Here is a 26,763-nt window from a genome sequence, read left to right on the forward strand (position 1 = left end):
CGGTGTCAGGTCTGACATTCGCACACGGGCTCAACTGCTCCGCAGTTGAGCCCGTGTGCGAATGTCAGACCTGACACCGTATTTAAACTTTTTAGTTTACTTATTACAGAGCTGCGGCTACAGTGGAGGGCATGAAAACTTCTCTGCTCATCTTTTCCGCTTGCCTGCTGGCCTTACTTTCCACCGTCGGCGCGGCACTGCCTTATCCGATTCTGCCGCCGCTGTTCGCCGATGGTTCGGCCAACGGCTTGAATACCTTCCTCGGTCTGCCGCCGAAGCTGCTGTTCGGCCTGGCGCTGACGATCAATCCGATCGGCCTGCTGATCGGCTCCGCCCTGCTCGGGCCGATGTCCGACCGCTACGGCCGCCGCCCGGTGCTGCTGCTTACCTCGGTCGGCGCCGCCATCGGCCATGCCATCACCGCCGCCGCGCTGCTGCTCGAATCCTATCCGCTGTTCATCGTCGCCCGCTTCGCCACCGGCTTGTTGGAAGGCAGCGGCTCGGTGGCGCGCGCGCTGCTGGCCGATCGTCTCGATGGCGAGCTGCGCCGCAAGGCGCTGTCGTGGCTCAACGGCGCCTTCTACATGGGCTGGCTGGCCGGTCCGCTGTTGGCCGGCGCCACGCTGCAATTCGGCATCACCACGCCGTTCTGGGTGGCGGTCGCCGCCCTGCTGCTGGTCGCCGCGCTGGTGGCCGCCACGCTGCCGCCCGAAGCGCCTACCGGCGCCACCACCTCCTGGTGGCAGGTGGCGCGCGACCGCCATGCGCTCAATCTGCTGCGCGAGCCGGATCTGCGCGGCCTGTTCATCATCACCCTGGCCTACACCTGCGGCGTCACCGGCTTCTACGAGTTCTACCCGCTGTGGCTGGTGGAGGTGCCGGGCTACGGCGCCCAGGGCATCGCCTGGATCACCGCCGCCATGTGCGCGGTAATGACCGCCACCACCATCGTCGCCGGCCGGCCGTTCAACGGCGAGCCGCTGGCGCGCGCGCGCCGCTACGCGTTCGCCGTGGCCGCCATCATTGGGGCACTGGCCGTCAGCAACGCCAGCATCGGCATCCTGTGCATCATCGTGTACGGCATACCGCACGCGTTCTACAACGCCATCGTTCCCAACTACTGCGCCGAGCGCTTCGGCGGCGCCCACGGCCAGGGCGCGGTCATGGGACTGATTTCCACCACCTTCTGCCTGGCCAACATCCTCATGGCGCTGGCCGGCGCGGTGCTGACGCTGATCGACACCCGCCTGATCCTGCTGCTGGGCGCCGGCCTGACCGCCTGGTCGGCCTGGCGCATGCGGGGCTGGCAGCGCAGCATGCAGGTGCCGGTGGCGGGAGCACTGCCATGAACACCGCCGAACAGACGCTGTTTCTGATCAAGACGCGCGGGCCGCAAACCGCGCAGCAACTGGCCGCCCTGCTCAACATCACGTCGATGGGCGCGCGCAAGCAGCTCGAAGCGTGGCAGGAAAAAGGCTTGCTCACCTATGAGGACGTGGCCGACAAGCCCGGCCGCCCGGCGCGCCGCTGGCTGCTGACCGAGGCCGGCCACGCCCGCTTCCCCGACCGCCATGCCGAGCTGACCGTGCAATTGATCGACCAGGTGCGCGGCCTGTTCGGCGACGCCGGCCTCGACAAGCTGATCGCCGCGCGTGAACAGGCCAGCGAGCGCGAGTACCGCCAGCACCTGGCCGCCAGCCGCAATCTGCCCGAGCGCGTGCAAGCGCTGGTCCAGGCGCGCAGCGCCGAAGGCTATATGGCCGAAGTCGAGCAACGGGAGGACGGCAGCCTGCTGCTGGTGGAAAACCACTGTCCGATCTGCGCCGCCGCCAAACAATGTCAGAAATTCTGCCGTTCGGAGCTGGAATTGTTCCAGCGCGTGCTGGGTCCCGACTGTTCCGTCGGACGCATAGAGCACATGCTGGCGGGTGCGCGCCGTTGCGTGTATGTTATTAAGCAATTATAATAAGAATCATTATCATTTGCATTCTTATTCAATAACAACGAAACGGAACCCCGCATGCCCGCTCATCTGCCCAATCATCCCCCCCTGCCTCTGCGTCCCCTGCTGCTGGCGCTGTCGTTGATGTCTTCCAGCCACGCTGTTGCCGGTGACGCCGACACCGCCGCCCCGGAAGCCCAACTGCAAACCGTCACCGTGACCGGCACGGCGGACCAGGACGCCTACACCGCCCGCGCCACCAGGTCGGCCGGCAAGCTGGAACTGTCGTTGCGCGAAACCCCGCAGTCGGTCTCGGTGATCACCCGCGCGCGGATGGACGATTTCAAGCTGGACAATATCAACCAGGTGCTGGCCAGCACCACCGGCGTCACCGTCGAGCAGGTGGAAACCAGCCGTACCTACTACACCGCGCGCGGCTTCGACATCGTCAACTTCCAGTATGACGGGGTCGGCATGCCGCAGGTGTTCGGCAACGTCCAGGGTGACCTCGACACCGCGCTGTACGAGCGTATCGACGTGGTGCGCGGCGCCAACGGTCTGATGACCTCAACCGGCAATCCATCGGCCACCATCAACTTCATCCGCAAGCGCCCGGCCGCCAGCCTCCAGGCCAGCGCCAGCCTGACGCTCGGCGCGTGGAACAAGCGTCGCGTCGAGGGCGATGTCAGCACCCCGCTGAACGACAGCGGCAGCGTGGCCGGCCGCGTGGTGCTGGTGCATGACCAAAGCGATTCCTATATCGACCGCTACGCGCCGAAAAAAAATGTGGCTTACGCCGTGGTCGACGCCCACCTGAGCCGCGATACGCTGCTGACCATCGGCCACACCTACGAAGCCAACCGCATCGATAGCCCGATGTGGGGCGCGCTGCCGCTGTACTACAGCGATGGCACGCCGACCAACTACCCGGTCGGCACCAGCACCTCGGCCGACTGGTCGCGCTGGGACAGCACCACCAACAGCACGTTTGCGGAACTCACCCACCACCTGGGTCAGGGCTGGAACGTGCAGGGCACGCTGACCTATGTCGATTACAAGTCGGACTCCGACCTGCAATACGTCTACGGCACGCCGGTCAAGGGCGTTGGCGGCGGCCTGTACGCCTATCCGTCGCAGTACATCGCGGCGCAACAGCAGAAACTGGCCGATCTCGCGGTCGACGGCAAGTTCACGCTGGGCGGCCGCACGCACGAACTCAGCTTCGGCTACAGCTACGCCAACTCCAGGCTGACCGACCGCTCCAACTACGGCCAGGGCATCGGCACCGAACTGCCGGGCCAGAGCGCGTTTGACGGCCGCTATCCAAAGCCCAGCTTCGACGCCAGCGTCGACGGCAGCCGCTATGACGACACGCGCAACACCCTGTTCCTGGCGACGCGCCTGAACCTGGCCGACGACTGGAAACTGCTGGGCGGCCTGAACCACACCCGCGCCAGCAGCAGCGGCAATTCCTATGGCACCAGCAAATACAAGTCGGCCACCAAGACCACGCCCTACGTCGGCGTGGTGTACGACATCAACCGGGAGTGGTCGGCCTACGCCAGCCACACCCGGATTTTCAATCCGCAAAGCGAGATCGACGCCAGCGGCGCGCCGCTGGCCGCGGTCGAAGGCAAGACCACCGAGGCCGGCGTCAAGGCCGCCTTCTTCGACAACCGGCTGAACGCCTCGGGCGCCGTCTTCAAAACCAGCCAGGACAACACCGCCGAAGCCGCCGGCAAGATCGGCGCCAAAACCTACTACCGCGGCGTGAATGCGCAATCGGCAGGCATTGAGTTCGATCTGTCGGGCCAATTGTCCAAGGGCTGGCAGGCCAGCGCCGGCATCACTCGCCTGAGCTCGCTAAAAGGCGACCAGGGCCAGGCGGTGCGCACCTACGTTCCACGCACCACCGCCCGCCTTAATACCACCTACCAGGTGCCGGCCCTGCCGGCGCTGAAAGTGGGCGCCACGCTGGCATGGCAGAGCGAAACCTCGATCGACCAGATCGCGGGCGTGCGCACCGTGCAATCGTCGTATGCCACACTGGGCCTGATGGCGCGCTACCAGATCGATCAACACCTGGCGCTGTCGGTCAACCTCAACAACGTCAACGACAAGCAGCATCTGACCAGCCTGTACTGGACCCAGGCCTACTACGCCGCGCCGCGCAACGGCAGCGCGACGCTGAGCTGGAGCTACTAAGCGGCACAATCGTTTGTCCACCATGATAACCGGGGCAAACGCCGCAGGCTGCGGCGGCCTGGGCCAACAAGCTCACGCCACCGCCGTCAGCAAACGAGGCCTTGCGCCAGAGCTGAGCAGGCTTGCCAGTTGCTCCGGCGGCAGCGGACGGCTGAACAGATAGCCCTGCATCTCGTCGCAGCCGTTCTCGCACAGGAAGGCGCGTTGCTGTTCGGTCTCCACCCCTTCCGCAATCACCCGCAGCTTGAGGCGGTGGGCCAGACTGATGATGGAACTGGCGATCGCCTCGTCGCCGCTGCCGTTGCCCAGATCGCGCACAAAGGACTTGTCGATCTTCAGCGTCGAAATCGGGAAGGACTTCAGCGCCGACAGACTGGAATAGCCGGTACCGAAATCGTCGATCGACAGCGACGCGCCCATCGCCTTCACCATCGCCATCTTGGCCACTGCCTGCTGCAGGTCGCGCATGATCACGCCCTCAGTCACTTCCAGCTCCAGCCATTCGGCCGCCAGGCCGGCGTCGGCCAGCGCACGCTGCACGCGCTGCACCAGCTGCGGCTCTTCGAACTGGCGCGGCGACACGTTGACCGAGACGCGCAGCGGCGGCAGGCCGGCGTCCTGCCAGGCGCGGTTCTGCGCGCAGGCGGTGCGCAACACCCAGTCGCCCAGCGCGATAATCAGGCCACTCTCCTCGGCCAACGGAATAAACCGGTCCGGCCCGACCATGCCATGCTCCGGATGCTGCCAGCGCACCAGCGCCTCGACGCCGAACACCTGGCCGGTGTGCAGATCGACCTTGGGCTGATACAGCAGGTGGAACTGGTCCTCCTCCAGCGCGCGGCGCAGGCCCTCCAGCAGCAGCAGCTTTTCCTCGATGCTGGCGTTCATTTCGCGCGTGTAGAACTGGATGTTGTTCTTGCCCAGCTCCTTGGCACGGTACATCGCGGCGTCGGCGTTCTTCAACAGCAGTCCGGCATCGTCGCCATCGTCCGGATACACGGCCACGCCGATGCTGCAGCTGACCTGCACATCCTGCCCGCTAACGCTGACCGAGCGCAGCACCGCCTCGCGCACCCGCTCCAGCACCAGCGCCGCGTCGTCCGCCGCCTCGGTCTCGTTCAGCAACAGCACGAATTCGTCGCCGCCGAAGCGGCCCACGGTATCGCTGGCGCCCAGGCAACCGGACATGCGGCTGGCCACCACCTTCAGCAGCTCGTCGCCGGCGTTGTGTCCCAGGCCATCGTTGACCAGCTTGAAGCCGTCCAGATCGATGAAGGCCACCATGACCGAGCCGCCATGGCGGCGCACCTGGGCGATGGTCTGGTCGAGCCGGTCGCCAATCAGACTGCGGTTTGGCAGGCCGGTGAGCATGTCGTGATGCGCCAGATGCAGCATGCGCTCCTCGGCCAGCTTGCGCTCCGAAATATCGCGCACGATGGCCACCACCCCGCCCTGTACCGCCACCGCCTGCTGATGCAGCCAGCGCGCGCGCAGCTGCGGCGCGCTGTTCTGCCACTCCTGTTCATGCATGCCGCCCATCCGCATCACCTGCGTCAGATGGCGCAGCATGCCGTTCTCGCGCGCCTGCGGAATCAGCGTGCACAGGGTGGAGCTGCACAGCTGGGCCTTGCTGCTGCCGGTCATCTGCATCGCGCGCTGGTTGGCGTCGACGATGCGGAAGTCGACGATCACACCGTCGCTGTCGCGCACCTCGCGCATGACGAAGAAGGCGTCCAGGCTGGCCGCCGATGCCGCCGCATACGTCTCCTGCGCGCGCCGCATGCGTTCGCGCGTGCGGGCGCCCTGCCACGACCAGAGCCACAGCGAACCGGTGATGAACAGCAGCGCGCCGCTGAGGATCGTCGCCTCCCACAGTTTTTCACGGCGACGGCCCTCAAAGCCGGCCATCAGCTCGCGCTCGTCCAGTCCCACCAGCACATTCAGCGCGATGCCATGCAGTTCGCGCATGCCGCTATAGCGGCCGCCGATGGCGTTGGCCGCGGTGCCGAGGCGCTGGCCGAAGGACAAGGTGTCGCCGGTGCGCAGCGCGCGCACCACGCCGTCGGTGCCGACCAGGCCGAGCATGCCGCGCTCGCCCAGGCGGCTGCGCTCATAGCCGCTGGTAAAATAGGCCGGATCGGTTTCCACCACCACGATGCCGGCGAATTGGCCGTCGGCGTCTTCCAGCCGGCGCGTAAAATGCAGATGCCATTCGCTGTTGGCGGCGTCGCGCAGCACCGGGCTGACGAAGACGGCGCCGCTGTCGCGCTGCTGGTGAACCTTGAAGTAGCCCTGATCCGCCACCGAGATCGACAGCGCGCGCGGATTGCTGGCCACCGTCATGCCGTTGCGGTCGACGATGCTGACCACGAACACCACGCCCGGCGGCAGCAAGCCTTCGCGCCCCAGTTCCGGCAAGGCGCCCAGCGCGCCCTTGCGCTCGACCGCGTACTTCAGCATGCGCAAGGTCTGGTCGATGCCGTCGATGCTGCGCGCCACCTGCGCCTCATAAGTGCCCAGCATTTCATGCAGCGAGTCGACCGCCGCCTGGCGCGCATGTTCGCGCTCGGCGTCAATCTCGTGGAACGTCACCGCCCACAGCGCGGCCAGCAGCAGCAAGGCAAACAGCGGCAGCGACACATGGGTGTCCAGGCCGCGCCGCAGCCAGCGCGCGCGCCGGGTTTCCCGGATCGTGTTCATGGCGTCACCTGGATGGCCTTGACGCTGGCATCCAGCGCCGACCTGTCGATGTAGGCGATCATGGCCGGATTGTCGGCCACCATGCGCCGCACGGCGGCGCTGTCGGGCAGCTCGCGCGGCGGCCGGCCACGGCCGGTGAACACCATCTTGGTCCAGTAGGATTTCATCAGCACCGGCGAACGCGCCGCCACCGTGCGGTAAAAGTCATCGCGCAGCGGGCTGCCGAGCGGCAGATCGAGCGCCTGGGCCTCCTCGCCGCCGGGAAAGCGGCCGGTCTGCGCCAGGAAGATCGCCGCCACCTGGTCGGCGCGCATGGCGGTGAGCGGATTTTTGGCCGAGACGATGACAACGAAGTCGGCGCCTAGCGCCACGCCGCCACACGACAGCAGCAGCGCCAGACAGCAGCGGATCAATAATTTCCCCATGGCGCCGGCCTCAGAACACCATGTCGAGGGCGACACTCAGCACCGCGACCGGCTGGCCGGAGCGAAAGCCCGGCTGCACGTTGATGAAAGTGCCGTTCGAGCCCTGGTGCGGCATGATGCGATCATACTGCAGCTTGAGCGCATAGTCCGGTCGCAGATCCCAACGCACGCCGGCGCTGACCGTGTGCTGGCGCGGGATCGCCGCCAGCAACTGGTTCAGGCCCGCATTCAGACTGGCGCCGGCGGCGACCTGCTGCGCCGGCAGGCGGTCCAGCTCCAGGCCGGCTACGCGCGTCGCCACATTGGCGCGCGAGCTGGAATACACCAGATAGGGCGTCAGGTCGCGATAGCGATAGCCGGCGCTCAGGTAGCCAACGGTTTTGTCGCCGAGGAAGGACGCCGTGTTCAGGCGCCCGATCTCGCCGATCGCGAACCACCGTCCCGGATCGTAGCTGAAGCCCGCCGCCGCCACCAAGGCGTGCTTGTGCTCCAGTTCATAGCGGTCCGCCAGTGCGCCGCCCTGCGCGCCGAAACCGCGCAAGCCGTCAAACAGCTCGCGCCCGATGTCCACGCTCAGATGCGCGCGCAGCAGGCTGGCGCGCAGCGTCAGCGCGCCGCTGGTGGCGGTATTGGACAAGCCGGTCAACGCGTGCGCCCGCGCCCGCGCGGTGCGCGATGCGGGAATAGTGGTGCAGCCGAAAAACACCTGCGTCACATGGTGCATGCCGCCGCCCTGCCAGCGATAGCTGGCGTCGGCGCCGTCGCTGCTCGACAGCGGCACGGCGCCATACATCTCGACCGGCGGCCGCACCCACGGCAGGGCATAGCCGGCCTTTCGGTAGTCGCCGCTGATGAACAGCGGCAGCGTGATGCGGCCCACGCGCAGGCTCAGGTCCGGCGTCGCCTGGTATTGAAGGTTGGCCCATTCGAGAACCGGCGAATAGCCGTCGCGCGGCCCGCGCTCGGCCACCATTTGCAGCACCGCCGACCAGCGGCTGTCGAAGCGCAGGTCCAGCTGCGCGCCGAGGCGGCTGTCGACCTGCGCGCTCCACGCGCGGCTGTAGCCGGCATCGCCGGGACTAAGGGCGTTGGCGGTGAAATCCGCCTGGTGGTTATTGCTGTGCGCCGCCGCCAGCGTGGCGAAGCCGCTCAGGTTCCAGCCAGGCGCGCCATCCTCCGCGGCATCGCCTGCCAGGGCGGTGGAACAGCTCAGCATTATCACGCTCGCCGCAAGGGCGCGCTCTGGCCAAAAGTTGAAGGTCATCTGGATTCCTGTTAGTGCCCCTCCGGCGCCATCGCGCATGCGAACGCACAGCGGCCGCGCGATGGCAGCATGCTGTTTGGGCTGGGTGGGGGAAGTGTCGGGGCACAAGGCTTGGGTGCCCCTGAACTTTATACGGACCAGAGGAGATTGTCGATACTTTAAAACAATAGCGGCGCGATTCTCGCCAAAAAACTCCGTTTTTGGATAGTCTTAAAACAACATATGTATCGAAATACCATTATTCCTGTTGCAGCGCGTGCGTCAGTTGGTCGATGCTGTAGGGTTTCAGCAGCAGTTGCGCGCGCTCCAGCGGCGCGTCCGGATGCCGGCCGCTGGCATAAATAACGCGCAGCGCCGGCTGGGCGGCGCGGGCCTGGGCCGCCAGCGCCTCGCCCGACAGGTCGGGCAGCGAGAGGTCGGTCAGCAGGATATCGACAGCGTGCTCGTTCAACAGCGCCAGCGCGGCGGCCGCGTCGCCGGCCTGCAGCACCGTGTAGCCCAGCAATTGCAGCAGTTCGGCGGTGGTGTCGCGCAGTTCCGGTTCGTCCTCCACCAGCAGGATGCGGGTCTGGCCATCGTCCCGCAGCTGCGCGGGCGGCGCTGCCGCTTGCAATTGCAGCCCATGCTGGCGATTGGCCAGCACATGGCGCACCTTGCGCGCCAGCGCTTCCCGCGTGTACGGCTTGCCCAACAAATCGACGCCGGCATCCAGCCGGCCGCCGTGCACGATGGCGTTCTCGGTATAGCCGGAGGTGAACAGCACCGCCATGCCGGGCTGACGCTCGCGCGCCTTGCGCGCCAGGTCCGGGCTGCGCAGGGGGCCGGGCATCACCACGTCGGTGAACAGCAGATCGATATGGAGGCCGCTGTCGATGATGTTCAGCGCACTGGCCGCGTCGCCGGCCTTCAGCACCCGGTAACCCAGCTCGCTCAGCATCTCCACCACGGTGGCGCGCACGCCTTCGTCGTCTTCCGCCACCAGAATGGTCTCCACGCCGCCGACCACGGCGCGCGTCTCCTGCGGCTGCGGCGCGTCCTCCGCCTCCATCGAGCGTGGCAGGTACAGCTTGACGACGGTGCCGCACCCCACCTCGCTGTAGATCTTCACATGGCCGCCGGACTGGCGCGCGAAACCATACACCATCGACAGTCCCAGTCCGCTCCCCTTGCCTTCCGGCTTGGTCGAGAAGAACGGATCGAACGCCTGCTCCAGTACTTCGGGCGTCATGCCGCTGCCGGTGTCGCTGACGGCGATCAGCACATACTGGCCCGCACGCACCTCGGGGTGGCCGGCGGCGTAGTCGTCGTCCAGATGCGCGTTGCCGACTTCGATGGTCAGCTTGCCGGCGCCGTCCATCGCGTCGCGCGCGTTGATGCACAGGTTGAGCACCGCGTTCTCCACCTGCACGGTATCGACCAGCGTATGCCACAAGCCGCCGGAGATGACCATCTCCACTTCGACTTCTTCGCCCAGGCTGCGCCGCAGCATGTCCTCCATGCCGGCGATGAAGCGGCCGATCTTGACCACCCGCGGATCGAGCGCCTGACGGCGGCCGAACGCCAGCAGGTAGCTGGCCAGCCTGGCGCCTTTGCCCACGCCGGCCAGCGCGCTGTCGAGACGACGCTCGGCGCGCGCGTTGCCCGCCACATCGCCGGCCAGCAATTGCAGGTTGCCGGAGATGACTTGCAGCAGATTGTTGAAGTCATGCGCGACACCGCCGGTCAGCTTGCCGATCGCTTCCATCTTCTGCGCCTGCTGCAGCGCCAGCGCGGTGCGGCGCACCTCTTCCGCCGCCTCCCGCTCCGCCGTGATGTCGCGGCCCACCGCATGGACATAACGCTCGTCCGGCGCGGCGGTCCACGACAGGATGGCATAGCCGCCGCCCTTGCGCCGCGTGCGGTTCTCGAAGCGGAAGGTGGTGGCGCCGCCGGCCAGCGACGCCATCTCCGCCGCCGACGCCTCCAGGTCGTCCGGATGGATCAGCGTGTAGATCGAGGTGCCCACCACCTCGGCCGGTTCCCAGCCCAGCAGCCGGGTGAAGGCCGGATTGATGGCGGTGATCCAGCCCTCCAGCTCCGCCACCAGCATCACGTCGGTGGAGTACTGCCACATGCGGTCGCGCTCCGCCGTGCGTTCCGCCACCTGCCGCTGCAGCATGGCGGCGGTGGATTTCTGGTCCTGGATGTCGGTGTTGGTGCCGACCCAGCGCTGCACCGCGCCCTGTTCACCCTCAATCGGCAAGGCGCGCACCAGGTGCCAGCGCCAGGCGCCGTCGGCGCGGCGGATGCGGAATTCGGCCTCAAAGATCTTGCCGGCGGCGATGGCGGCGCGCCACTCCGCGGAGGCGCCGTCGCGGTCCTCGGCGTGCACCAGTTGCAGCCAGCGCTCGCGGTCCAGCGGCGATTCGCTGCCGGTGTAACGATAGACCTGGTCGTTGAACCAGTCGACCACCCCTTCCGCGCTGGAGGTCCACACCTGGGTGGGCATCGACTGCGCCAGCGTGCGGAAGGTGTTCTCGCTGGCGCGGGCCTGCTCGCTCTCTTCGCGCAGGCGCCGCTCGGCCGCCACCTTGGCGGTGGTTTCGACCACGATCACCATCACCCCCACCGGCGTGCCGTCTTCATCGACGATGGGCGAGTAATCGAGGTTCATCCACACCTGCTCGGCCTTGCCGGAGCGGTACAGCGTCAGCTCCTGGTCCTGATAGGCCAGCGTGCCGCCAGCCAGGCCGACGCTGATCACATGGTCGTTGAACGCCGCCACCTCCGGCCACGCTTCGCGCACATTGGCGCCCAGCGACGCCGGATGACGGTTGGCGGCAAACACCGAATAGCCGTCGTTATAGATCATCACCCCCTCCGTCCCCCACAGCGTGACCATCGGCACCGGCGAGCGCAGAATCAGCGCGATGGTGGACTTCAGCGATTGCGGCCAGCCGTCGATCGGCCCCAATGGCGTCTTGCTCCAGTCATGGGCAGCGATGATGTGGGCGAGTTGGCCGCCGCCTTGCAGGAATGGATAGCTCACAGGGAAAAATGAAGGGTCAGGGTAGCCGGATTATAACTTTGTCCTGAACATGCATTCACACACAACAGCAATCGTGCATTGCCATGGAAACAAAACTGGATTACCATGGTGAGAATAGGAATCATTATCATTATGGAGACACACCAGGCACATGGATATCCCTCAAGAACTGCGCAAACTCGGCTTGAAAGCCACCCTGCCACGATTACGCATCCTGCAGTTATTCCAGGAATCGAAGAGCAAGCATCTGAGCGCGGACGACGTGTATCGCCTGCTGCACGACGAAAACATCGACATGGGCCTGGCCACCGTCTACCGCGTGCTGATGCAGTTTGCCGACGCCGGCATTCTGATCCGCCGGCATTTCGAGTCGGTGGCGTCGGTGTTTGAGCTGAACGAAGGCAGCCACCACGATCACCTGATCTGCACCAACTGCGGCAAGATGGAAGAATTCCTCGATACCGACATCGAGCAGCGCCAGGAAGCCGTGGCGGCCGAACGCGGCTTCGTGCTGCATGAGCATTCGCTGTCGCTGTACGGCTTTTGCGGCGACTGCGCCGCCAGCATCAAGCCGCTGACCGGCAAGAAGCTGCGCCGCGCCTGACTTCGCGCCGATCCGGTTGACATTTGCGCGGCTTGCCCCAAAATATGGCGCATGACCGACGCCCAGCACCCATTCCATCCCGCCGTGTCGGCGTGGTTTGGCGCCGCCTTTCCCGGCCCCACCGAGGCGCAGCGTCAGGCCTGGCCGCTGATCCAGTCCGGCCGCGCCACGCTGATCGCCGCCCCCACCGGCTCCGGCAAAACGCTGACCGCCTTCCTCGCCGCCATCGACACGCTGGTGCGCGAGAGCCGCGAGGCGCCGCTGGCGGATGAAACCCGGGTGCTGTACGTGTCGCCGCTGAAGGCGCTGTCCAACGATATCCGCGTCAATCTGCTGGGGCCTCTGGAGGGGATCGGCCGCGAACTGGCGGCGGCAGGTCAGGCGCCGCACGGCATCCGCACCGCCGTGCGCACCGGCGACACCACGCAGGCCGAGCGCAACGCCATGCGCCGCCGCGCGCCGCACATCCTCGTCTCCACGCCGGAATCGCTGTACGTGATGCTGGGATCGGACAGCGGACGCGCCATGCTGTCCGACGTCCGCACGGTGATCGTCGACGAGATCCACGCGGTGGCAGGCAGCAAACGTGGCAGCCATCTGGCGCTGAGCCTGGAGCGGCTCGACGCGCTGTGCGCGGAACCGCCGGTGCGCGTCGGCCTGTCGGCGACACAAAAACCGATTTCGCTGGTGGCGCAATTCCTGGCCGGCAGCGGGCGCGCATGCGCGGTGGTGGATGTCGGCCATGTCCGCGCGCGCGACCTGAATCTTGAACTGCCGCCGGTGCCGCTGGACGCGGTGATGGCCAATGACGTATGGGAGCGCGTCTACGACCGGCTGGCCGAGTTGACGGTCCTGCATCGCACCACACTGATTTTCGTGAACACGCGCCGCATGGCCGAGCGCATGGCGCGCCATCTGGCCGACCGGCTGGGCGCGGAGCAGGTGGCCGCGCACCACGGCAGCCTGGCCAAGGAATCACGGCTGGAGGCCGAGCAACGCCTGAAGCGCGGCGAATTGCAGGTGATGATCGCGACCGCCTCGCTGGAACTGGGCATCGATATCGGCGATGTGGACCTGGTGTGCCAGATCGGCTCTCCGCGCGGCATTGCCTCGTTCCTGCAACGCGTGGGGCGTTCCGGCCACCACGTCGGCGGCATTCCCAAAGGACGGCTGTTCCCCACTTCGCGCGATGACCTGATCGAATGCGCGGCGCTGCTGGACTGCGTGCGCCGCAATGAGCTGGATGCCCTGCGTATCCCGCCAGCGCCGCTGGACGTGCTGGCGCAGCAGATCGTGGCCGAGGTGGCGTGCCGCGAGTGGCGCGAGGATGATCTGTTTGAACTGGCGCGGCGCGCCATGCCGTATGCGCAACTGGAGCGCGCGCGTTACGACGCCGTGCTGCGCATGCTGACCGACGGCTACACCAGCCGCCAGGGCGTGCGCGGCGCCTACCTGCATCGGGACACGGTGAGCGGCACGCTGCGCGGCCGGCGCGGCGGCAAGATGACGGCGGTGATGTCCGGCGGGACCATACCGGATAACGCGGATTACACGGTGCTGCTGGAGCCGCAGGGACAGAACATCGGCACGGTGCACGAGGACTTCGCGGTCGAAAGCCTGGCTGGCGACGTTTTCCAGCTGGGGAATGCCTCGTACCGCATCCTGCGTATCGATGCCGGCAAGGTGCGGGTGGAGGACGCACGCGGCGCGCCGCCGAACATTCCGTTCTGGATCGGCGAGGCGCCGGGACGTACCGATGAATTATCGATCGGCGTGGCGCGCCTGCGCGGCGAGATCGATGGCTTGCTGGCAGGCGAGGATGGCGCTGCGGCGATTGAACGCGTGGTCGAATGGCTGGCGGAGCATCTGGGCTTGCGCGATGATGCGGCGCGCCAGATTGCTGAATACCTGGCGCGTTCGCGCGCCGCGCTCGGTGCGCTGCCGACACGCGACACGCTGGTGATGGAGCGCTTCTTTGACGAATCGGGCGGCATGCAGCTGGTGCTGCATACGCCATATGGAAGCCGCGTCAACCGCGCCTGGGGACTGGCTTTGCGCAAGCGGTTCTGCCGGACCTTTAACTTTGAGTTGCAGGCTGCGGCCACCGAGGACGCGATTGTCCTGTCGCTATCCGAGAGCCATAGTTTCCCGCTGGATGAGGTGTGGCGTTATCTGCGCTCCACGACGGCGGAGCCTATTCTGGTTCAGGCCTTGCTGGACGCGCCGCTGTTCAATGTGCGTTGGCGTTGGAATGCCACCACCGCACTGGCCTTGCCGCGCTTTACCGGTGGCCGCAAGGTGGCACCGCAACTGCAGCGCATGAAGAGTGACGACCTGCTGGCGGCGGTGTTCCCCGATCAGGCGGCATGCCTGGAAAATATCGTCGGCGAGCGCGAGTTGCCCAGCCATCCGCTGGTGGATCAAACTCTGGAAGATTGTCTGCATGACGCGATGGACAGCGACAACTGGCTGGCGCTGTTGCGGCGCATGGAGGCCGGCGAGGTGCGCTTGCTGTCGCGCGATCTGCCGGCGCCGTCGCCGCTGGCGATGGAGATCCTCAATGCGCGGCCATATGCATTCCTCGACGATGCGCCGCTGGAGGAACGGCGCACGCAGGCGGTGCTGAACCGGCGCTGGACCGATCCTGCTTCCACTGACGACCTGGGAGCGCTCGACGCCGGCGCGATTGCCGCCGTCGCCGCAGAGGCCTGGCCGTCGGTACGTAGCGGCGACGAAATGCATGAGGCCTTTATGTCGCTGGCCTGCGTGACGCCTGAAGAAGCGGCGCAGGAAGAAGGCTGGCCGGCATGGCTGGAAGGTCTTGCCGCCGGTGGCCGCGCCACGCGCCTGCGCGACGCCGCCACTGGCGCAGACCTGTGGGTGGCGCGCGAACGGCTTCCATGCCTGCGCGCCGCCTACCCGGCTGCCGCGGAATCACCTGCACTCGCAGCGCTGGCCGACGCCGGCGATGACTGGACACGCGATGCCGCGCTGGTGGAAATTATGCGGGCGCGCTTGAGTGGCGTGGGGCCACGGACGGTGGCGGCGATCGCAGCCCCTCTGGCGCTGCCCTCCTCCACCGTCACCATCGCGCTGACGCAACTGGAAAGCAAAGGCTATGTGATGCGCGGCCGCTTCACACCGGGCGCCGCCGAGGAAGAATGGTGCGAGCGGCATCTGCTGGCGCGCATTCACCGCTACACGCTCCGCAGTTTGCGGCGCGAGATCAAGCCGGTCGAGCTGCAAGACTTCATGCGTTTCCTGTTCGAGTGGCAGCATCTGACGCCAGACGCGCAGCTACAAGGCCAGAACGCGCTGCCCGAGGCGCTGGCGCAGCTGGAAGGCTACGAAGCCGCCGCCGGCGCATGGGAAAGCGACCTGCTGGCCCTGCGCGTCAAAGACTATTCCACCCTGTGGCTGGACGACTTGTGCCGTGCCGGCAAAATCGTCTGGACGCGGGTGGGCGCGCCGGCCAGCGCCAGCGGTGGACCGGTGCGCGGCACGCCGCTAGTGCTGCTGCCGCGCCGTCAACTACCGCTGTGGCACGCGCTGCCGGCGGTGGCCAGCCAGGTCGAACTGTCGCCGCGCGCCGCCCGCGTGCTCGACACCCTGCGGCGCGACGGCGCCATGTTCTTCGATGAACTGTCTCACGAGGCGCGTCTGCTGCCGGTGGAACTGGAGAATACACTGGGCGAGCTGGTGGCGACGGGGCTGGTCAACGCCGACAGCTACGCCGGCCTGCGCGCGATGCTGGTGCCGGCCAACAAGCGCGCCAGCAACGACAAACGGCGCCGCCGGGGCGCCGGCCCGACGATGGAGGAAGCCGGCCGCTGGGCGCTGGTGCGGCGCGGCGACGGCCCGGCCATCCATGTCGGTCCGGTCGAGGCAGCGCCGCCATCCCGCAAGCCGCGCACCGATCCGGAAACGCTGGAGCACATCGCCATGACGCTGCTGCGCCGCTACGGCGTCATGATGTGGCGCCTGCTGGAGCGCGAGGCGGGCTGGATGCCCAGCTGGCGCGAACTGCTGCCCATCTACCACCGCCTCGAAGCGCGCGGCGAGATCCGTGGCGGCCGATTCGTCGCCGGCCTGTCGGGCGAACAATTCGCCCTGCCTGAAGCCGTTCCCCTGCTGCGCGACATGCGCCGCCGGCCGCACGACGGCGGCTACGTCTGCATCTCCGCCGTCGACCCGCTGAACCTGTGCGGCACCCTGCTGCCCGGTGACAAAGTCCCGGCGCTGGGCGGCAACCGCATTCTGTTCCGGGACGGCCTGCCCGTCGCCACGCAGGTCAGCGGCAAATTCCACTACGAGGCCGGAGCCGAAAACCGCGAACTGCTGCACGCTTACCTGGTCGGAAAACACGCCAGCATTTAGCCTATTGTGGCGTAGCGCACATATGCCGCGCCGCCCAAGGCGTAGCATCGTAACCATGAAAAACCCGCGTCCACTCAAAATTATCGCCGGGGTGTTTGCCGCGCTGTTACTGGTGCTGCTCGCCGTCGTCATCTTCTTGATGACCTTCGACTGGAACCGCGCCCGCCCCTGGATCAACCAGCGGGTATCCGACACCATCGGCCGTGAATTCGCCATCAACGGCGACCTGCGCGTGCACTGGGAACAAGGCGACGCCGCCGAACCGGGCTGGCGCCGCTACGTGCCGCGCCCGCGCATCAGCGCCAATGACGTCTACATCACCAACCCGACATGGACCTCGGCCGGCCCGAAACTCGCCAGCGCCGGCACCATCACCGTCGCGCTGCACCCGCTGCCGCTGCTGCACAAACAAGTGGCCATCACCGACCTGGCGGTCGAGGGCATCACGCTGGCGGCCCAGCGCCGCGCCGACGGCAGCAACACCTGGACCTTCAAGCACAACGGCCCTTCGGCCTGGGATGTCGACATCCAGCGCCTGACGCTGGGCGAAGGCGACCTGCGTTACATCGACGATGGCATCAAGCTGGATCTGCGCGCCAAAGCCACCGGCATCAACGAAGGCCCGGACGCGCAAAAATACGGCATCAAGTTTGACCTCAGCGGCAGCTACCGCAACGCCCCGGTCACCGGTGGCGGCAAGCTTGGCAAGGTGCTTGCGCTCACCGACGAGCACACCCGCTTCCCGGTGCAGGCCAACGCCAACCTGGCCCGCAACAAAATCGCCGTCGAGGGCATCCTCACCGACCCGCGCTCGCCGGCGGGCCTGGACCTGAAGCTGTCGCTGGGCGGCGCCAGCATGGCCGATCTGTATCCGCTGACCGGCGTGCTGCTGCCCGAAACGCCGCCCTACGCCACCACCGGCCGCTTGATCGGCAAGAAGTCCGGCACCGACTGGAACTGGACCTACAAGAACTTCAACGGCACCGTCGGCGGCAGCGATCTGGAAGGCACGCTGGCCTACAGCCCGCGCCAACCGCGCCCGCTGCTGAGCGGTGCAATCACCTCGCGCCAGTTGCGACTTGAAGACCTAGGCCCGACTATCGGCGCCGAGAGCAATACCGCCAAGGCCAAACGCAACAAGCCGCAAAATCAGCCGGAAGACAAGGCCCTGCCGGTGGAACAGTTCAATACCGCCAAATGGGATGCGCTGGACGCCGATGTCAAATTCACCGGCAAAAAACTGGTGCGCACCCACGATATTCCGCTGAGCGACATCCAGGCCCACATCAAGATGAACAACAAGGTGCTGACGCTTACGCCGCTGAACTTCGGCATGGCCGGCGGCGACATCAGCGCCAACATCAAGCTCGATGGCCGCCAGAAGCAGATCGACGCGCAAGTGCGCATGGCCGCGCGCCACCTGAAGATCAACCAGTTGTTCCCGAAACTGCAATCGATGCAGGCCAGCGTGGGTGAAATCAGCGCCGACGCGGCGCTGGCGGGCAAAGGCAACTCCGTCTCCGCCATGCTGGCCACCTCCAGCGGCGAAATGGGCAGCACCGTCAGCGAAGGCTCGGTCAGCAAATTCGTGCTGGAGGCGGCGGGCCTGAACATCGCCAATCTGGTGTTCGTCAAAATGTTCGGCGACAAGCAGATTCAGTTGAACTGCATGGCCGGCGACTTTGTGGTGGAGCACGGCAAGGCGACCACGCGCCGCTTTGTGGTCGACACCCAGGAAGCCGTCATCAACGTCAACGGCTATGTCGACCTGTCGACGGAAACGCTGGATCTGGACGTGCGTCCGCAAACCAAGGGTGTGCGCATCGTCTCGCTGCGCACCCCGCTGTACGCCAGGGGCACCTTCACCGATCCAAAGGTCGGTCCGCAGGCCGGCCCGCTCGCGCTGAAGGCCGGCGCCGCCGTCGCGCTGGCCACCGTCGCCCCGCTGGCCGCCGTGATCCCCCTGATCAATACCGGCAAGGTCGATCCCGTGGACTGCAAGGCGCTGCTGGCGGAGGCCAACAAAACCCGCTACGAAGCCAGAACCCAGCCGGTGAAAAAACCTTAAAGCTTGTAACCTTCGGTCGCCAGTCCGTACTTCTGCATCTTGTAATACAGCGTTTGCTTTGGCACGGCCAGCGCGATGCTGACGGCGGTGACACTGCCGCCGGCCTTGCGCAGCTCCTGCTCGATGACGGCGCGTTCAAACGCCCCCACCTGCTCGGCCAGCGGCACCGGCGCCAGGCTGCGTTGGGACAGCAGCCCGTCCGCGCCACTGGACAAGCCAAGCACATAGCGTTCGGCGATGTTGCGTAGCTCGCGCACATTACCCGGCCAGCTGTGCGCCATCAGCGACTGCATCAACGGTCCCGGCACCGGCGGCGCTTCGCGCTTGTAGCGCGCGGCGGCGCCCAACAGGAAATGCTCGAACAGCAGCGGAATATCCTCGCGCCGTTCGCGCAGCGGCGGCAGATTGAGGACGATCAGATTCAAACGGTAATACAGGTCGCTGCGGAACTTCTGCTGTTCCGACCATTCATTCAGATCGACCTTGGAGGCGGCGATCACCCGCACATCCACCGGGATCTGGCTGTTGGAGCCGAGCCGCTCGATATACCGCTCCTGCAGCACGCGCAACAGCTTGACCTGCAAGGCCATCGGCAGGCTTTCGATTTCATCGAGGAACAGCGAGCCGCCGTCCGCATGTTCGATCTTGCCGATCTGCCGTTTGCCTGCGCCGGTGAACGATCCCGACTCATGACCAAACACTTCGCTCTCGAAGATCGTCTCCGGGATGGCGCCGCAATTGAGCGCGACCAGATGCCGCTGCTTGCGGCGGCTGAACTGGTGCAGGCAGCGCGCCACCATCTCCTTGCCGGTGCCGGTTTCGCCGTAGATCAGCACATCGGCCGGCTCGTCGGCCAGGTCGAGAATCAGTTTGCGCAGTTCGCGCATCGGCGCGGAGTCACCCAGCAGCGTCGCCTCGATGCCTTCGCCATGCTCGATACGGTGACGTAGCGCCGCCACTTCCAGCATCAGCCGCCGCGTCTCCAGCGCGCGTTGCACCACGTCGGCCAATTGTTCGGACGAATAAGGCTTGGCGATAAAGTCGTAGGCACCGTTGCGCATCGCGCCCACCGCCATGGTGATGTCGCCATGGCCGGTGACCAGCACCACCGGCAACTGCGGATCGATGGCCTTGGCCGCCGCCATGAATTCCAGCCCGCTGATGCCCGGCAGGCGCACATCGCTCACCACAATGCCGGCAAAGCCGGGCGTGATGCGCGCCAGCGCCGGTTCGGCGGCGTGGAAGGCCTCTACCTCAAAACCCGCCAGATCCAGCGCCTGCACACTGCCCGCGCGCACGGTGGCGTCGTCTTCGATCAATAAAACCTTCATGCTGTCTCCTGCTCCGCCAGTGGCAGGACAATGACGAAACGGGCGCCCCCCGCAGCCACCGCTTCGGCGCGCAACTCGCCACCGAATTCACGGATGATCTGCTCGGAAATCGCCAGTCCCAATCCCAGTCCCTTGCCCTGCGGCTTGGTGGTAAAAAATGGTTCAAACAAATGGGCGCGGATCTGTTCCGGTATGCCCGGGCCGCTGTCGGTCACCGCGATCAGCGCGCGTCCGTTGGCGCGTTCGATATTGACGGTCAGTTGGCGGTTGTCGCAATCGGCCATCGCGTCCAGTGCGTTGTTGAACAGGTTGACCAGCACCTGCTCCAGCCGGTTGCTGTCACACAGCGCCTGCACATCCTGATCACGCACCAGCATGCGGAAGTTGACCCGCTCCTGCTCCACGCGCCGCTCGACCAGGAACAGCGCCGACGTCACCGCCGCCACCACCGCCACCGCAGCCAGGCTGGCGTCGGACTTGCGGGCGAACTGGCGCAGTTGGCCGGTCAGCGCGCCCATGCGCGCCACCAGTTGCGAGATGGTGGCCAGGTTGCCCTTGGCGTCATCCAGCCGTCCGCGCTCGATCAGTACCTGCGCGTTGTCGGACATGGTGCGCAGGGCCGTCAGCGGCTGGTTGAGTTCATGCGTCATACCGGCCGCCATCTGGCCCAGCACCGCCATTTTCCCCGCCTGTACCAGCTCGCTCTGCGCGCGCCGCAGCTTTTCTTCGGCCGCGCGGCGCACGCTGTTTTCTTCGCTGAGATGATGCGTCATCTCTCGCAGGCTGGCGGTGCGCTCCGCCACCAGCACCTCCAGATGATCGCGGGTCTGCTTGCGCTGGCGCGCGTACAGCACCAGCAGCACCAGCAAGGCCTGCACCAGCAACGCAAACAGGAACACGCTGCGCGCGCTGGCGCTGGCACTACTCAAATCGGACAGATAGACAAAACTCCAATGGCGCGGCGCCAGTGAGCGCGTCAAACTCAGTAACGGCGTGCGTTGATCGCCGGGCAACGTGACCAGTGCCGCGCCGCCGTCCAACTGCCGCAGCTCGCGCTGGCCCAACGGCGCCAGCGGATGGGAAAAATACTGGCGCGACTCTTCCAGCTCGCGCTGCACCGCCAGCGGCAATGGCTTGAGCGTGCGGTACTTCCATTCCGGGACGGAGCTGAGGAACACCACGCCGTTGGCATCGGCCAGCAGCACCTTGCCGGCGTCCTGCTCCCAGCCCTGCTCCAGCCGTTCGATGTTGACCTTGACGGTGGCCACGCCCAGCATGCGGCCCTGATAATAAATCCCGTGCGCGAAAAAGTATCCCGGCTCGCCGCTGGTGGTGCCCACGCCGTAAAAGCCGCCGGGCATGCCGCGCAGGGCATCGCGCACGTAAGGACGAAAGGCGACATAGTCGCCGACAAAGCTCTGCCGCGAACGCCAGTTGCTGGCAGCCTGCGTCACGCCTTTCAGGTTGACGATATAGATGGTGGTGGAGCCGGAGCGGCGGTTCAGTTGCTCCAGATAGGCGTTGACCTCCGCACGCAGCGCCTCGTCGCCGGGGCGCTGCAGCAGCGCGATGACATCCTTGTTCAGCTCCAGTGTGCCGGGCAAGAAGTCATATTTGGACAGCAGGTTCTCCAGGCTGACCGCATAGCCGTCGAGCCGCTGCGCGCTGGCCACGCGCAGCTTGTCGATGGCCGCATCATTGGCCCAGCGTCCCGCCAGCCATGCCACCACCAGGGCGACGGCCAGCACCACCACCCACCGCATCAGCCGGCGCCATAGCCTGCGTGCCGGCCGCGCTGGCGCGGCGGTGTGCGATGTTGCCATAGTCTCCCCTGCGTATTGTCATGTATTGTCATTTGCAATGCGCATTAAAACACATGACGTACACCCAGGTTAACCCCAGTCGTGCCGGAACCGTTGTCGGCGGCGGTGCCAACGCGGAAAACCGCGCCGTTGCTGTTATTGATATGACCATAAGCCGCGTACACATCGGTGCGGCGCGACAGGTTGTGGCTAAAGCCGATGGCCGCCTGGCGCGCATGCTGCCGCGCCGACGTCTCGTCCCGATGGTCGATGAAGGAGGCAAACAGGTGGTTGGCGCCGCTCAGTTCCGCAGTGAAGCCGACCAGCGTGTCGTGGCTTTGCGCGCCCAGCAGATCGCGGTTGCGCGCATGCGCCACATGGCCGGTGATGGCGCCGAAACGATAGCGGCCCGTCAGCAAGGTATTGCGACTGTGGGCAGTGCCGGTGGGGTTGTCGTACTGCTGGTGCGCCAACACCACCGTCAGCGAACCCTGTTCGTAAGTGCCGCTGGCGCCAAGGTAGCGGTTCTTGCTGGTGTCGCCGGCCACTTCACCAAAGCCGTACTGCACATCGGCCGAAAAGCCGGCCACACGCGGCGTGATGTACTCCACCGTGTTGCTGACGCGGGTGGTGCCATCAAAGATGTTCTGCGCATTGCCCGCCATGCCGGTGGAGAATGGATCGGCCACGTTGTTCAGCGTCTTGTAGAACGGCGTGTACTGATGGCCGATGCTCAGCGAGCCGGCGTCGCCGGACACGCAGATCAGCGCCTGGCGGCCGAACAGCGAACCGTTTTGCTTGGCGGCGCCGGTGTCGATCGAATAGCCATTTTCCAGCACGTAGGTCAGCACCGTGCCGCCGCCCAGGTCTTCCTTGCCCTTGAAACCGATGCGCGAGCTGGACGCCACGCCGCTGCCAATTTTTTGGACGGCGCCGGCGTCACCGCCGCGCTCCATCACCAGGCCGGCGTCGGCCACGCCGTACACGGTCAACGACGATTGCGCCTGCGCGCCCAGGGATACCAGCGCCAGCGCGCCTATGACTAATTTCTGCATGTGTGTCTCCAGTTGTTTGTATTTTTTTTATGCCGCGATTTTTTCGTCGGCTGCTTGCGGTACGACTTCCTCATCCAGCGCGCCTTCCCATTTGGCGACAACCGCCGTGGCGACGGCGTTACCGACCGCGTTGGTGGCCGAGCGGCCCATGTCGAGGAACTGGTCGATGCCCATCAACAGCAACAGGCCGGCTTCCGGAATGTGGAACTGGTTCAGCGTGGCGGCGATGACCACCAGCGACGCGCGCGGCACGCCGGCAATCCCTTTCGAGGTGACCATCAACAGCAGCAGCATGGTGATCTGCGTGCCGAGCGACAGTTCGATGCCGTAAGCCTGCGTGATGAACAGCACGGCGAAGGTGCAGTACATCATCGAGCCGTCCAGATTGAACGAGTACCCCATCGGCATGACAAAGCTGGAGATTTTGCGCTTGACGCCGAATTGGTCCAGCGCCACCAGCAGCTTGGGATACGCCGCCTCCGAGCTGGCGGTGGAAAACGCCAGCAGGAACGGTTCGCGGATCAGCGCGATCAGGCGGAACACGCGCTTGCCGATGAACAAAAAGCCGCCCAGGATCAGCAGCGCCCACAAGCACACCAGCCCCAGATAGAAGCCGCCCATGAATTTGGCGAAGGTGCCGAGGATGGCCAGGCCGTTGGTGGTGATCACCGAGGCCATCGCCGCGAACACCGCGATCGGCGCCAGGTTCATGATCACGCCGGTGATGCGCAGCATGACCTGCGCCAGCTGATCGACCACATTGGTCAGCTGGCGCGCGGACTCGCCCAGCGCGCCCAGCGCGCCGCCGAAGAAGATGGCGAATACCAGCACCTGCAGGATTTCGTTATTGGCCATCGCCTCGATCGGCGACTTCGGCACCATGTGGGCCACGAAGTCCTTGAGCGTGAAGGCGGCGGTTTTCAGGCCGGTGGCAGCATCCGCCGGTGGCAGCGGCAGGCCAAGGTGGGAACCCAGTTGCATCAGGTTCGACAACACCATGCCCAGCGTCAGCGACACCAGCGAGGCGATGACGAACCACGCCATCGCCTTCATACCCACGCGGCCGGCGGCCCTGCCGTCGCCCATGTGGGCGATGCCCACCGCCAGCGTCGAAAACACCAGCAGCGAAATGATCATTTTAATCAGCCGCAGGAAGACGTCGGTGACGATGGAAATGTGCGCGGCGATATCGGCGCTGAGCTTTTTATCGGCGATGGTTTCGTGGCACGCGTAGCCGACGGCGACGCCGAGCACCATCGCGATCAGGATATAAAGCGTTAACGGGCGGGTCTTTTTCACTGGCTCCTCCAATTTTCTTGTCGTTGTATGCCCCGGCAAGCACCGGGATTGGGGCTTGGATAGCAATGGCTGTGCCAGCGCAAAAACGGCGCCCTTGAGCGCCGTAAGCCTTTGACTAGAAAGGAGATTCCTTGGAGAAATTACAGCACATCAATACAGTGCCGCATGATTTTTCAGATGCGGGAGGAGGGGTTTGTATGGAAAGTTGGACGAGTTGGAGCGTCAGGTCGCGACTGCGGTGAACAGGCGCACGCCGAATACCGGTCCCGCCGTGTGACCCGGCTCCGGATCGAAGCGTACCACCACGCTGCTCTTGCCGCTGGTGAGGCGCTCCGGCACCGGATAATCGCGGTCGATAAACACGCCCGGACTGCTGCCATCGAGCTTGACGCGGACAATGCGCTCGCCATCGATGCTGATGTAGAAATCGCGGTTGCGCTCCTCGCCCCAATAGCTGGCCTGCAGCACCAGCGGCCCATTTGCGCACTTCATGCGGAAGCTGAAGAAGCCACCAGTGCGCGCGTCGCGGCCGTTGCGGCCACGGTAGGACACCGGATTCGAAATGTCCGATTGCAGGTCGTGATCGCGCTCCGGCTGCATTTCGCCAAGGTGCATCACATCCACCGAGCGGTCGGCCAGGTCCTTCAGCCGCGCCTCCTCCTTGCGGAAGGCGACCTCCGAAGCCGCCCATTCAAGCTCGGTATAGGCGTTGAAGTACACCGCCGAACGCCGCTCATACTGCGAGAAGAATGGCTGGAACTTCATGTCGCCCGGCCGGCCGCTGCCCACGCTGCGATAGACAGACTGGCTCCTGTCCGATTCCTTGAACGAGCCAAGGATATTGGCGCCCACCAGTGCCGGCGCCACGCCGCTGTATGGTTTGTCGGACGCGCCCAGGTCTGCCGCCAGCACCATCGGACCGCGCAGCAGCGCCACCACCTTGTCGTTGCCTGCCGCCGATTCCAGCCGCAACGCCAACGGCAGCGACAGGCGCACCGTATCGCCGGCCTTCCAACGGCGGCGGATCAACGCATAGCCCTTCTCGTGCCGCGCGGCGTAAGGCTTGCCGTTGACCAGCAAGGCATGCTGGCCGGCCCATGCAGGAATGCGCAGTGCGACCGTGAACTGCCGCTCTCCCGCAAGGCCGCGCACCTTCAGATCAACGTCGCCCTCAAACGGATAACGTGTGGTCAGTTCAAGCTTTGCGCCGGTGCTGTCCCAGGTTACCGTCGATGGAATGTACAGATTGACGAACAGCGTGTCGCCATTCTCCCAGTAGATCGAATCGCCATGCTTGGCGTGGCTCTCCATGCCGGACAAGACGCAGCACCAGAAGTCGTTCTCTTCGCTGGAGTATTCGCGCGCCACGCCGGACATCAGCGGCGTCATATAAGTGAACATGCCGGTGCGCGGATTCTGGTGCGCGAGAATGTGATTCAGATGCGTGCGCTCGTAGTAATCGAAATACGCGGCGTCCGGCGCCCAGCTGTACAGGTGGCGCGTCATCTTCAGCATGTTGTAGCTGCAGCAGGCTTCGCAGGTCTGCTCGGTGATGTGCGCGGCGATGGTGTCCGGCGCCGAGAAGTATTCGCGGTCGCCGTTGCCGCCGATGACGTAGCTGTGGTGCCGCGTCACGCGCTGCCAGAAGAAGTCCACGGCGGTGGCGTCGCTCTGGCGGCCGGTCAGCTCGTGCAGGCGCGCGAGGCCGATCAGTTTGGGGATCTGCGTGTTGGAATGCAGATTGGCCAGTTCGTCGCGGCCCTGCGTCAGCGGCAGCAGCACCTTGGTATGGTACAGGCGCTGAGCCAATGCCAGCCAGCGCTTGTCCTGCGTGCGCGCATACAGCTCGGCGAAGCTTTCGTTGATGCCGCCATGCTCGCAGTTCAGCACCTGCTGCACCTGTTCGTCGCTGAGCGCGGCGAAGACTTTATCGATATAACCGGCCAGACCGATGGCCACTTGCAGCGCCTGCTCGTTGCCGGCGTAAGTCTGCGCGTCGAACAGGCCGGCGAACACCTTGTGCCAGTTATACAGCGGCACCCAGCAGCCGTTCAGGTCAAAGCCGGCCGAGCGGATTTCGCCGCGCATGATCTCGGGGAAGATCTCCTTGCCATCGACCACCTTGCCGTCCTTGCGCTTGCGCATAAAGCCGGCGATATAGCCGTCGCCCTGCGCCTGCTGCACGCGCGCCAGTTCGGCGACGATGTAATCGATGCGCGGCTTCAGCGCCGACGCGCCGGTTTGCGCGTGCATCAGCGCCAGCGCGGACAGGTAATGGCCCAGGCCCTCGCCGGCGATGGTGTCCGACTCCCAGCCGCCATAAATGGCGCCCTTGGTCGGCAAGCCGGCAAAGCGGTGATAGTTATGCAGGAAGCGATCGGCGCTCAAACGCAGCAGGTAGGCCTGGTTGGCCTGCACCGCATCGGCATACACGGACGGCAGCAGGCGCACCGACGATAGCGGCAATGCCCTGGCGGTCGCAGGCACCGCGCCGCCCGGCGTGGCGGCGTTGGCGCTCAGGCCCGACGCCAGTCCAAGGCCGGCGGAGCCCTGCAAAATCAGTCGGCGCTGCTGAAAGGATGAAGACGGTCGCATGGCTATCCTTAATAATCAGTATTCTGATAATGTACGCCGTACCGTCTTCCCCGTCTTGTTTTCGGGCT

At 65.6% G+C, this 26,763-nt stretch carries 15 protein-coding genes; 6 read left to right on the plus strand and 9 right to left on the minus strand.

Annotation, left to right across the window (positions count from 1 at the left end; all coding sequences use genetic code 11):
- The first annotated feature begins 131 nt into the window (after positions 1-131).
- Genes GTP44_RS23725 through GTP44_RS23735 form a run of 3 tightly spaced genes read left to right on the plus strand, consistent with a single transcriptional unit; the run spans position 132 to position 4,147 of the window.
- Positions 132-1,349, plus strand: a complete 1,218-nt coding sequence (locus tag GTP44_RS23725; RefSeq protein WP_161021355.1) for an MFS transporter — start codon at positions 132-134, stop codon at positions 1,347-1,349.
- Positions 1,346-1,966, plus strand: a complete 621-nt coding sequence (locus tag GTP44_RS23730; protein ID WP_161021356.1) for a helix-turn-helix transcriptional regulator — start codon at positions 1,346-1,348, stop codon at positions 1,964-1,966. The genes GTP44_RS23725 and GTP44_RS23730 overlap by 4 nt, the downstream gene beginning before the upstream one ends.
- Before the next feature lie 54 nt (positions 1,967-2,020).
- A complete protein-coding gene (locus GTP44_RS23735) occupies positions 2,021-4,147 on the plus strand; it encodes a TonB-dependent siderophore receptor (protein ID WP_229257053.1) in 2,127 nt (708 codons plus the stop codon).
- A gap of 72 nt (positions 4,148-4,219) precedes the next feature.
- Here the strand turns inward: GTP44_RS23735 and GTP44_RS23740 are convergent, their stop codons facing one another.
- The 4 genes from GTP44_RS23740 to GTP44_RS23755 form a co-directional block, all read right to left on the minus strand.
- On the minus strand, positions 4,220-6,847 hold the full coding sequence (locus GTP44_RS23740; RefSeq protein WP_161021357.1) for a bifunctional diguanylate cyclase/phosphodiesterase: 2,628 nt from the start codon (positions 6,845-6,847) through the stop codon (positions 4,220-4,222).
- Positions 6,844-7,272: a phosphate ABC transporter substrate-binding protein gene (locus GTP44_RS23745; protein ID WP_160988748.1), complete on the minus strand. Its 429-nt coding sequence runs from the start codon at positions 7,270-7,272 to the stop codon at positions 6,844-6,846. The genes GTP44_RS23740 and GTP44_RS23745 overlap by 4 nt, the downstream gene beginning before the upstream one ends.
- Positions 7,273-7,282: 10 nt before the next feature.
- Positions 7,283-8,488, minus strand: coding sequence for a hypothetical protein (locus GTP44_RS23750; RefSeq protein ID WP_229257054.1), 1,206 nt, complete (start codon positions 8,486-8,488; stop codon positions 7,283-7,285).
- A 286-nt stretch (positions 8,489-8,774) separates the two neighbouring features.
- The gene (locus GTP44_RS23755; protein ID WP_161021359.1) at positions 8,775-11,564 is read right to left on the minus strand and encodes a hybrid sensor histidine kinase/response regulator; all 2,790 of its coding nucleotides are present in this window, start codon (positions 11,562-11,564) and stop codon (positions 8,775-8,777) included.
- A gap of 151 nt (positions 11,565-11,715) precedes the next feature.
- Between GTP44_RS23755 and fur the strand changes: the two genes are divergently transcribed.
- Genes fur through GTP44_RS23770 form a run of 3 tightly spaced genes read left to right on the plus strand, consistent with a single transcriptional unit; the run spans position 11,716 to position 18,613 of the window.
- Entirely contained in the window at positions 11,716-12,168 is a 453-nt protein-coding gene (gene fur / locus GTP44_RS23760; RefSeq protein ID WP_160988745.1) for a ferric iron uptake transcriptional regulator, read from the plus strand.
- A 51-nt stretch (positions 12,169-12,219) separates the two neighbouring features.
- Positions 12,220-16,545 carry a DEAD/DEAH box helicase gene (locus GTP44_RS23765; RefSeq protein WP_161021360.1) on the plus strand — a complete coding sequence of 1,442 codons (4,326 nt, stop codon included), beginning with the start codon at positions 12,220-12,222 and terminating at the stop codon, positions 16,543-16,545.
- Positions 16,546-16,600: 55 nt separating this feature from the next.
- Positions 16,601-18,613: an AsmA family protein gene (locus GTP44_RS23770; protein WP_229257055.1), complete on the plus strand. Its 2,013-nt coding sequence runs from the start codon at positions 16,601-16,603 to the stop codon at positions 18,611-18,613.
- Here GTP44_RS23770 and GTP44_RS23775 read toward each other — a convergent pair.
- From GTP44_RS23775 to GTP44_RS23795, 5 genes are all read right to left on the minus strand, one after another.
- The gene (locus tag GTP44_RS23775) at positions 18,610-19,944 is read right to left on the minus strand and encodes a sigma-54-dependent transcriptional regulator (protein WP_160988742.1); all 1,335 of its coding nucleotides are present in this window, start codon (positions 19,942-19,944) and stop codon (positions 18,610-18,612) included. The genes GTP44_RS23770 and GTP44_RS23775 overlap by 4 nt on opposite strands.
- On the minus strand, positions 19,941-21,767 hold the full coding sequence (locus GTP44_RS23780; protein WP_229257056.1) for a sensor histidine kinase: 1,827 nt from the start codon (positions 21,765-21,767) through the stop codon (positions 19,941-19,943). Before GTP44_RS23780 ends, GTP44_RS23775 begins: the two co-directional genes overlap by 4 nt.
- 44 nt (positions 21,768-21,811) lie before the next feature.
- The gene (locus tag GTP44_RS23785) at positions 21,812-22,801 is read right to left on the minus strand and encodes a porin (RefSeq protein ID WP_161021362.1); all 990 of its coding nucleotides are present in this window, start codon (positions 22,799-22,801) and stop codon (positions 21,812-21,814) included.
- A gap of 27 nt (positions 22,802-22,828) precedes the next feature.
- Positions 22,829-24,100 carry a dicarboxylate/amino acid:cation symporter gene (locus tag GTP44_RS23790; RefSeq protein ID WP_160988740.1) on the minus strand — a complete coding sequence of 424 codons (1,272 nt, stop codon included), beginning with the start codon at positions 24,098-24,100 and terminating at the stop codon, positions 22,829-22,831.
- A gap of 222 nt (positions 24,101-24,322) precedes the next feature.
- Complete coding sequence (locus GTP44_RS23795) at positions 24,323-26,695, minus strand: glycoside hydrolase family 127 protein (RefSeq protein WP_161021363.1); 2,373 nt, start codon at positions 26,693-26,695, stop codon at positions 24,323-24,325.
- Between the last annotated feature and the right edge of the window lie 68 nt (positions 26,696-26,763).

Source organism: Duganella lactea (assembly GCF_009857505.1).
Taxonomy (GTDB): Bacteria; Pseudomonadota; Gammaproteobacteria; order Burkholderiales; family Burkholderiaceae_D; genus Rugamonas; species Rugamonas lactea.

Coding starts and splice junctions, on each gene's coding strand:
- GTP44_RS23730 (WP_161021356.1), top strand. CDS start 1,346: ATGAACACCGCCGAACAGACGCTGTTTCTGATCAAGACGCGCGGGCCG.
- GTP44_RS23750 (WP_229257054.1), bottom strand. CDS start 8,488: ATGCTGAGCTGTTCCACCGCCCTGGCAGGCGATGCCGCGGAGGATGGC.
- GTP44_RS23770 (WP_229257055.1), top strand. CDS start 16,601: ATGAAAAACCCGCGTCCACTCAAAATTATCGCCGGGGTGTTTGCCGCG.
- GTP44_RS23740 (WP_161021357.1), bottom strand. CDS start 6,847: ATGAACACGATCCGGGAAACCCGGCGCGCGCGCTGGCTGCGGCGCGGC.
- GTP44_RS23745 (WP_160988748.1), bottom strand. CDS start 7,272: ATGGGGAAATTATTGATCCGCTGCTGTCTGGCGCTGCTGCTGTCGTGT.
- GTP44_RS23785 (WP_161021362.1), bottom strand. CDS start 22,801: ATGCAGAAATTAGTCATAGGCGCGCTGGCGCTGGTATCCCTGGGCGCG.
- GTP44_RS23765 (WP_161021360.1), top strand. CDS start 12,220: ATGACCGACGCCCAGCACCCATTCCATCCCGCCGTGTCGGCGTGGTTT.
- GTP44_RS23780 (WP_229257056.1), bottom strand. CDS start 21,767: ATGGCAACATCGCACACCGCCGCGCCAGCGCGGCCGGCACGCAGGCTA.
- GTP44_RS23725 (WP_161021355.1), top strand. CDS start 132: ATGAAAACTTCTCTGCTCATCTTTTCCGCTTGCCTGCTGGCCTTACTT.
- fur (WP_160988745.1), top strand. CDS start 11,716: ATGGATATCCCTCAAGAACTGCGCAAACTCGGCTTGAAAGCCACCCTG.
- GTP44_RS23795 (WP_161021363.1), bottom strand. CDS start 26,695: ATGCGACCGTCTTCATCCTTTCAGCAGCGCCGACTGATTTTGCAGGGC.
- GTP44_RS23735 (WP_229257053.1), top strand. CDS start 2,021: ATGCCCGCTCATCTGCCCAATCATCCCCCCCTGCCTCTGCGTCCCCTG.
- GTP44_RS23775 (WP_160988742.1), bottom strand. CDS start 19,944: ATGAAGGTTTTATTGATCGAAGACGACGCCACCGTGCGCGCGGGCAGT.